We start from the raw sequence: 6,793 nt of genomic DNA on the forward strand, positions 1-6,793 counted from the left end.
TCGTCGGCGTCTCACTCGCACTACGGTGCTGGTCATCCCTGTCCCTGTCCCCGACCAGAACGGCACGGCAATGGACCTCACGTTCAAGCTGATCGCGCTCGCGATCTACTTCATCGCGATGCTCGCCATCGGCGCGTACGCCTTCTTCAAGACCCGCGGCGGCGACGAGTACATGCTCGGCGGTCGTCAGCTGCACCCCTTCACCGCCGCGCTCTCGGCCGGTGCCTCCGACATGTCGGGCTGGCTCGTGATGGGCCTGCCCGGCGCGCTCTACATCAGCGGGCTCGTCGAGGCCTGGCTCGCCGTCGGCCTCACCATCGGCGCAGCCCTGAACTGGTACTTCGTGGCGCCGCGTCTGCGTGAGTACACCAAGGCCGCCGACGACTCCATCACCGTGCCCAGCTTCTTCGGCAACCGTCTGACCGACCGCACCCGCCTGCTGCGCATCGTCGCGGGCCTGGTGATCCTGGTCTTCTTCGCCTTCTACGTCTCCTCCGGCATGGTCGCCGGCGGCAAGTTCTTCGAGTCGATGTTCGGCGGCAACTACCTGCTGGGCATGCTCCTGGTCGCGGCCGTGACCCTGGCCTACACCCTGTTCGGCGGCTTCCTCGGCGCCACCTACACCGACGTGGTGCAGGGCATGATCATGCTCGTCTCCCTGCTGCTGGTGCCGGTCGTCGCGATCTTCGCGGTCGGCGGCCCCATCGAGATGTGGCACTCGATCCAGCAGGTCAACCCCGACTTCACCTCGATGACCAAGGGTGCCACCGGTGTGGGCGTGCTGTCCTCGCTGGCCTGGGGCCTGGGCTACTTCGGCCAGCCCCACATCATCGTGCGCTTCATGGCGCTGCGCTCCGCGAAGGACGCGAAGGCCGGTCTGGTCTTCGGCGTGGGCTGGATGATCCTGTGCGTGCTCGGCGCGATCTTCACCGCGATGGCGGGCCTGGCCTTCTTCCAGCAGAACGGTGACTCCGGTCTGACCGACACGAAGAACGGCGAGTCCGTCTTCCTGGACCTCGCCCAGATCATGTTCCACCCGCTGATCGCCGGCTTCGTGCTCGCAGCGGTGCTCGCCGCGATCATGTCCACGCTCTCCTCCCAGCTCGTGGTGACCTCCTCGGCGCTGGTCGAGGACCTCGTGGGCGGCTTCGGCGTCTCGCTCGGTGCCAAGGCCAAGCTGTGGGCCGGTCGTGGCGCCGTGCTCGCGGTCGCGATCTTCGCCGGCATCCTGGCGGCGAACCCGAACAGCTCGATCCTCGACCTCGTCGGCTTCGCCTGGGCCGGCTTCGGTTCGGCCTTCGGCCCGATCATCCTGCTCAGCCTGTTCTGGCGGCGTCTGACCAACATCGGTGCCCTCGCCGCCATGATCGGCGGAGCCGTGGTCGCCTTCTGGTGGGGTCAGGCCACGCCCGACGTGAGCTGGGGCCTCTTCCCCGGCGACGAGCACCTCTACGAGATCGTGCCCGGCTTCGCCGTGGCGCTGATCCTCGCGATCGTGGTCTCGCTCGTGACCCCGAAGCCCTCCGAGCGCACCCTGCAGCAGTTCGACCAGGTGCGCGCCAACGTGCGCGGCACGGCGGATGCGCAGACCGCCGCCGCGGAGGACGCGACCGTCTGATCCCGGAGCTCGCGCGGCCCGGAACCGCGCGGACCGGAACCGTGCGGCCCCGAGCCCACGTGGCGCGCGTCGTCCCCTCAGCCGACGACGCGCGCCACGTGCTCGAGGATCTCCTGGGCGGCCTCGTCGCGGATCGGCGGCTCGTTGTGCACCTCGTGGCGGAAGCCCGTGTACACGCGCGTCCGCACGTCGCGCGTCCCCGCATCGACGAGCTCGTTCGCGGCGCGATACGCCCCTTCCCCGAACCCGCAGACGGGATCCTGGTCGCCGGCCAGGATCAGCACCGGCAGATCGTCCGGGACCAGCTCCGCGAAGGCGCCGCCCTCGACCTCGTCGTACAGGTCCACGAGATCCCGGACGAACCGCAAGGACAGGGGAGTACCGAAGCCGTTGAGCGGATCGGCGCCGTGGTCGGCGACCACGTCCCGGTCCAGCGCCACCCAGTCGGTGGGACCGCGCACGTCGTCGTAGCGGTCCAGGAAGCCCTCGAAGAGGGCGTGCGCGAACTCCTCGCCGCTGCCCGAGCCGTCGCCCTCGCCGATCGCCCACTCGAGGGCCTGGCGATCGAAGGTCTCGATCGCCCTCCAGCCCGCGGCGATCCCGCCCAGCACCAGCCCTGAGACGCCGCCGGGGTGGCGGGTCACCTGGGCGCGGGCGATCATCGACCCCCAGCTGTGGCCGTAGATCAGGTACGGCAGGTCGGGGAACATCCCGGTGACGCGGGCGCGGAGCGTCTCTTCGTCGGCGATCACCGTGTCCCGGCCGTCCGCGCCGGTGTCCGCCCACGCCCCCGAGAGCACGGCGGTGCGGCCGTGCCCCGCGTGGTCGTCGGCCGCGACCACGACGCCCGCGTCCAGCAGCCGGTCGGACAGCCGCTGATAGCGCCGCGAGTGCTCACCGAGACCGTGCTCGATCTGCACGATCGCCCTCGGGGTCGTGACGGGCACCTGGATCCAGGCCTGGATCTCGTCCCTTCCGTTGTGGGAGGGGAATGAGAACTCGTGCAGCGCCATCGCAGCTCCTTCGTCGGTGCGACCGCGTGCGCTCGGCCGCTGAGAACGAGCGTAGTCCGGCGCCCCGGCCTCAGGCCCCCGGGTGCTCCCGTCTCAGGCTCCCGGGTGCTCCCGGACGGCGAGAGCCGCGCCGACGGCAGGCTTCGCCCCGGCCCAGCTCACGGGCGTGAGAGCGGGGGAGGTCGTCGGCGCATCGGCGGCGGGGTCCACCGGAGCGGCGGGCCGATTGCAGGTCTCGGGACCGTGCAGGGACCCCGGGGCGGCGGTGGTGGCGGTGTCTGTCGTCTCCATGCCTCGACCCTCGAACCGGAGCCTATGGATCGGCTGTGTCGATCCTGTCCCGGGCCGGTGCGTCGAGGTCCCTGGTCACATACGCCGACCATGCCTGCGGCACAGCAGATCCATAGCTCGGCGCGGAAATCTTCCCGCCATGACCACGACAGACAGACAGCGGACCCGCGGCGTGACACCGCCCGGATCCGGAACGGACGACAGCAGTGCAGGGCCGACGACGGGTGCGGGATCGGCGGCCCATCGCCGCCCGGGCCTGCGCGAGCGGATCATGAAGGAGCCCCTCGGTGCCAGCATCGCCCTGCTGGCGCTGCTCGCGGCCACCGGGGTCCTGTACTTCTGGAACCTCAGTGCCAACGGCTACGCGAACTCCTTCTACTCGGCGGCAGTGCAGGCCGGCTCGGAGTCCTGGAAGGCCTTCTTCTACGGCTCGTCGGACGCGGCGAACTCGATCACGGTCGACAAGCCGCCGGCCTCGCTGTGGTTCATGGCCCTGTCCGTGCGGCTGTTCGGTCTGAGCTCCTTCGCGATCCTGCTGCCGCAGGTCCTCATGGGCATCGGCACCGTCCTCGTCGTGAACCGCACCGTGAAGAGGTACTTCGGTGTGGCGGCGGGGCTCGTCGCGGGCGCCGCGCTGGCGATCACCCCGGTCGCGGTGCTGATGTTCCGCTTCAACAACCCCGACGCCCTGCTGGTGCTGCTGATGACCCTGGGCGCCTGGGCGACCCTGCGGGCCATCGAGAAGGGCGCGATCCGCTGGATGGCCCTGGTGGGCGTGTTCATCGGCTTCGGCTTCCTCACCAAGACCTTCCAGGCGTTCCTCGTGGTGCCGTTCTTCGGTCTCGCGTTCATGCTGTTCGCCGCCGCCACCTGGAAGCGGCGGGTCGTGGGACTGGCCGCCGCGGTCGGAGCGGTCGTCGTCTCCGGCGGCTGGTGGGTCGCGATCGTCGAGCTGGTGCCCGAGAGCTGGCGCCCGTACATCGGCGGCTCGCAGAGCAACTCGTTCCTCGAGCTGACCTTCGGCTACAACGGATTCGGCCGACTCAGCGGCGACGAGACCGGCTCCGTGGGCGGCGGCATGCCCGGTGGCGGTGACATGCCCGGCGGCGGGGGCAGCCCCTTCGGCGGCGACACGGGACTGACGAGGATGTTCTCCTCGGACGTCGGCGGCCAGATCTCCTGGATGATCCCGGCCGCGCTGATTCTCGTGGTGCTCGCGCTGTGGGTGACCCGCCGCGCACCGCGCACGGACCTGCGCCGCGCCTCCCACATGGTCTGGGGCGGCTGGTTCCTGGTCACCTTCCTGGTCTTCTCGTTCATGAGCGGGATCTTCCACCAGTACTACACGGTGGCCCTCGCCCCGGCGATCGCCGCGATGGTCGGCATGGGGGCGGGCGAGCTCTGGCAGCGTCGCAGCACCTGGCTCGCCAGGAGCGGACTCGCCCTCGCGGCGCTCGCCACCGGCATCTGGGGCTTCGTCCTGCTGCAGCGCCAGGAGGAGTACGGGCAGTGGCTCCAGATCCTCGTGCTGGTCACCGGGATCCTCGCGGCCATCGGGTTCCTGCTGCTCCACCGCGGCGGGCGCGCCCTGGCCGCGGGCGTGGTCCTCGCGGCAGTGGTCAGCGCTGGCGCCGGACAGGCCGCCTACGCCGCCAGCACCGTGACGACGGCCAAGACCGGATCGATCATCACCGCAGGGCCGCAGGTCTCCGGCGGCATGGGCGGACCCGGCGGAACGGGCGGACCAGGCGGAATGGGTGGTGGCCAGGGCGGCATGCCCGACGGCGGCCAGGGCGGTCCGGGCAGGACCGGTCAGCAGAGCAACGGCCTCCCGGGGGCTCCGGGCCAGTCGCAGACGGGCCAGCAGAACCAGGGCCAGCAGGTGCCGAGCATGCAGAACGGGAAGGGCCAGTTCTCCGGAGCCGGCGAGAACAACGGTGCCGGCGGCACGGCCGAGGGCGGCGCCGGCGGCATGGGCGGTCTGCTCGACGCCTCCGAGCCCGACCAGGAGGTCGTGGACGCGCTGAGCAAGGATGCGGACGACTACACCTGGGTGGCCGCGGCCGTCGGCAGTCAGAGCGCTGCCGGTCTGCAGCTGGCCACCGAGGATCCGGTGATGGCGATCGGTGGGTTCAACGGCTCCGATCCGAGTCCCACGCTGAAGCAGTTCCAGGAGTACGTCGAGAAGGGACGGATCCACTACCTGCTCGCGAGCTCCGGCATGGGCGGACAGCAGAGCGGCGGGTCGAGCTCCGGGTCCGAGATCGTGACGTGGGCCGGCAAGCACTACAAGAAGGTGACCATCGGCGACCAGACCTTCTACGACCTGACGCAGCCCACGTCGGACTCCGCCGGGACGGAGGAGACGTCATGATCACGATCACCACGCGACAGGGAGACGTCGCCTCCGACCACCCCTCCACCGACGGGGAGTCGCCGGAGGCCGCCGCGGATCGCCCGCTCGTGGAGGCCGGCCCCGGGACGACCGTGCTGGACGTCGTCGTGCCGGTCCTCGACGAGAGACACACGATCGAGGCCTGCGTACGCCGGCTGGACCGCCGGCTGCGGGGGACGTTCCCCTACCCGTACCGGATCACGGTCGCCGACAACGGCAGCACCGATGGCACCCGGGAGATCGCCGCCGGCCTCGAGCGGGAGCTGCTCGGACGTGTCCGGGCCGTGCACCTGGACCAGAAGGGACGCGGACGGGCGCTGAAGGCGACCTGGCTGCACTCCGACGCGCTCGTGCTGGCGTACATGGACGTGGACCTGTCGACCGATCTCGACGGGCTCTGGCCCCTGGTCGCGCCGCTCATGTCGGGACACTCAGACCTCGCGATCGGCACCCGGCTGAACCGCAGCTCACGGGTGGTGCGCGGGACCAAGCGCGAGGTCATCTCCCGCTGCTACAACGCGGGGCTCTCCGTGGCGCTCGGCGCCGGCTTCACCGATGCCCAGTGCGGCTTCAAGGCGATCCGGGCCGACGTGGCCCGCGAGCTCCTGCCGCTCGTCGAGGACCCGAGGTGGTTCTTCGACACCGAGCTGCTGGTGCTCGCCGAACGCTGCGGGCTGCGGATCCACGAGGTCCCGGTCGACTGGTACGACGATCCGGACTCCCGGGTCGACGTGGTCCACACCGCCCTGGACGACATCCGCGGGGTCTTCCGGGTGCGCCGGGTGCTGCGTGACCGCGCCGAGGAGATCGCGGGGATCCGCGACAGGCTCGGGCGGACCATGCCCTCGGGGCAGACCAGCGGCCAAGTGATCCGGTTCGCCGCCGTGGGCGTTCTCAGCACGCTCGTGCACCTGCTCGGCTTCGCCGGGCTTCACGGAGCGATCGGCGTCCCGACGCAGGCGGCCAACCTCGTCGCACTGCTGGTGGCGACGGTGCTCAACACGAGCGTCAATCGTGCCTGGACCTTCGGGATCCGCGAGCGCGGCGGAGCCCTGTGGCACCAGGTGCAGGGGCTCGTCCTGCTGGCGCTCACCTGGGCGCTCAGTGCCGGCGCGCTGTTCCTGCTCGACCACACGTGGCATGCCGCCCCCACGGCGGTGCAGACGGTGATCCTCGGCGGGTCCATGGTCATCGCGACGGTCACCAAGTTCGCCGTGATGCGGAGGTGGCGCACGGCAGGGGAGTGAGGGCAGCAACCGTCGACGCCGCACCTCAGGCCGGTCCCGCCTCCAGTTAGGAGCGCGGGGGCCGGCGCGAGGGAGGACGCGGTCGGAACCGCCCCCGCGAGGCCCGATGCCGGCGCCTCGGACGTGCCCACCGAGGATCCTCAGGCATGAGTGGTGCAGGACACGCTCTGACCTGGGGCTGTGGAGTTGACGTGGGGGCCGGGAGTGCGTAAGTTTATTCCTCGTGCCC

5 protein-coding genes are annotated in these 6,793 nt (G+C 70.7%); 3 read left to right on the top strand and 2 right to left on the bottom strand.

The features are described 5' to 3' along the window. Positions 1-70: 70 nt before the first annotated feature. Positions 71-1,618, top strand: coding sequence for a sodium/proline symporter PutP (gene putP, locus DEO23_RS10475; protein WP_109275955.1), 1,548 nt, complete (start codon positions 71-73; stop codon positions 1,616-1,618). A 77-nt stretch (positions 1,619-1,695) separates the two neighbouring features. Here putP and DEO23_RS10480 read toward each other — a convergent pair whose 3' ends face one another. Both DEO23_RS10480 and DEO23_RS10485 read right to left on the bottom strand, forming a co-directional pair. After that, positions 1,696-2,631 carry a serine aminopeptidase domain-containing protein gene (locus DEO23_RS10480; RefSeq protein WP_109275956.1) on the bottom strand — a complete coding sequence of 312 codons (936 nt, stop codon included), beginning with the start codon at positions 2,629-2,631 and terminating at the stop codon, positions 1,696-1,698. A gap of 93 nt (positions 2,632-2,724) precedes the next feature. Then, positions 2,725-2,922, bottom strand: coding sequence for a hypothetical protein (locus tag DEO23_RS10485; protein ID WP_109275957.1), 198 nt, complete (start codon positions 2,920-2,922; stop codon positions 2,725-2,727). A gap of 139 nt (positions 2,923-3,061) precedes the next feature. On the opposite strand from DEO23_RS10485, the gene DEO23_RS10490 reads away from it, so the two are divergent. Continuing rightward, entirely contained in the window at positions 3,062-5,296 is a 2,235-nt protein-coding gene (locus DEO23_RS10490; protein WP_205678940.1) for a glycosyltransferase family 39 protein, read from the top strand. After that, positions 5,293-6,564: a glycosyltransferase gene (locus tag DEO23_RS10495; protein WP_109275959.1), complete on the top strand. Its 1,272-nt coding sequence runs from the start codon at positions 5,293-5,295 to the stop codon at positions 6,562-6,564. The genes DEO23_RS10490 and DEO23_RS10495 overlap by 4 nt, the downstream gene beginning before the upstream one ends. The last annotated feature ends 229 nt before the right edge of the window (positions 6,565-6,793 follow it).

The organism is Brachybacterium endophyticum (assembly GCF_003130585.1).
GTDB lineage: Bacteria > Actinomycetota > Actinomycetes > Actinomycetales > Dermabacteraceae > Brachybacterium > Brachybacterium endophyticum.

Coding starts and splice junctions, on each gene's coding strand:
- putP (WP_109275955.1), top strand. CDS start 71: ATGGACCTCACGTTCAAGCTGATCGCGCTCGCGATCTACTTCATCGCG.
- DEO23_RS10480 (WP_109275956.1), bottom strand. CDS start 2,631: ATGGCGCTGCACGAGTTCTCATTCCCCTCCCACAACGGAAGGGACGAG.
- DEO23_RS10485 (WP_109275957.1), bottom strand. CDS start 2,922: ATGGAGACGACAGACACCGCCACCACCGCCGCCCCGGGGTCCCTGCAC.
- DEO23_RS10490 (WP_205678940.1), top strand. CDS start 3,062: ATGACCACGACAGACAGACAGCGGACCCGCGGCGTGACACCGCCCGGA.
- DEO23_RS10495 (WP_109275959.1), top strand. CDS start 5,293: ATGATCACGATCACCACGCGACAGGGAGACGTCGCCTCCGACCACCCC.